This is a genomic window from Soonwooa purpurea (assembly GCF_053891095.1).
This window is the reverse complement of the sequence record NZ_JBSSMA010000060.1, coordinates 1-1,250: the sequence shown is the minus strand read 5'-3', so window position 1 is coordinate 1,250 and position 1,250 is coordinate 1. Positions and strand designations below refer to the sequence as shown.

Annotated in this window: 2 protein-coding genes; both read right to left on the bottom strand. The window is 29.6% G+C overall.

Annotation, left to right across the window (positions count from 1 at the left end):
• Positions 1 to 315 precede the first annotated feature (315 nt).
• Entirely contained in the window at positions 316 to 732 is a 417-nt protein-coding gene (locus ACVFVN_RS14720) for a type II toxin-antitoxin system VapC family toxin (RefSeq protein WP_456235865.1), read from the bottom strand.
• A 1-nt stretch (position 733) separates the two neighbouring features.
• The gene (locus ACVFVN_RS14715; protein ID WP_456235864.1) at positions 734 to 988 is read right to left on the bottom strand and encodes a DUF6364 family protein; all 255 of its coding nucleotides are present in this window, start codon (positions 986 to 988) and stop codon (positions 734 to 736) included.
• Positions 989 to 1,250 lie beyond the last annotated feature (262 nt).

Genomic DNA, 1,250 nt, shown 5'->3' with positions numbered 1-1,250 from the left:
ATGTAAGGTTGATCTATAAAATTCTTTTGAGCAAAGATTAAATTTGTTAATAAAAAGGCAAAAATAAAAGATAATATTTTTTTCATATTTGAATGATATGGTGAATCTGGGAACATTACGTACAACGAAAAAGTATTGGCGAAGTGCGGGAATTCGAAGGACTGAAAGTTCAAGAATTCAGAAACGTAGCCGATGCTTTTTCACTTCTGCTAACTTACAAAAAATTGCAGAATTGAAAAGCAATCGGCGAAATATTTTTACAAAATTTCTACTTTCCAAAATCCCCGCATTTTGCCAATACAATGTTAGCTGCAGTTACTTTTTGAGTGTTTGAAGATAACTTTCAGCATTCATTACTGGAATCAGTGCATTTTTATAATCCTTCTCATTTCTTGTAACAATAATGTCACAATTTGATGCAATTGAACTAAAATACTGCATCGCATCTTCAAAATCTTTAAAATCAGAATTAATTGCTTTCTCCACAACTTCATCATTCATTATCGACATTGAACAAAGAAGTTTAAATTTTCTGATTTTTTCAAGTGCAATTTTTGAATTTTCGTACTTTGAAAGAACATAATACGCATTTGTGATAGAAGTTGGTGAAGTAAAAATTTTTATTTTCTTTTTATCTGCAAGAGTTAATACTTTAGCTGAAGGTTCATAAAATCTTTCTCTTTCTCCCAAAAAGTCCAAAATAATATTTGTATCCAAAAATATCTTTTGCATTTTATTGATATTTTTCAGTTAAATGATCCGTATAATCTTCCCGCATATTTTTCCAATCAGCATCAATAGGAATACTTTTCCCACTTGAAATACTTTTTACAAAAGGAGAAATCTCAAACTCGTCAGTTTGTTCACGTGTTAAAGAATCAAGATAATTTTCAATCAATCTTGATAAACTTAATTTTTTATTTGAAGCGTACTGTTTGGCTCTTTCAATAACGCTTTCGTTTAATTTCAAAGTTAGTTTTGAGTCCATATTAATATTTTATACGGACAAATATACAAAATTTATACGGAAATTCAATTTTATAACCGCTCTTCTGTAATTGCAGCTAACGAAAAAGTATTGGCGAAGTGCGGGCTTAATTTGAACGAAAGTTCAAGTTCAGACCAATCGTAGCCAATATTTTTTCAATGGAACTAAATTAATAAAAAATGTGGAATTGGAAAATATTGGCGGATAAATATTACAAAAAGTTCAATTTAGCCTTAAACCCCGCATTTTGCCAATACACTGT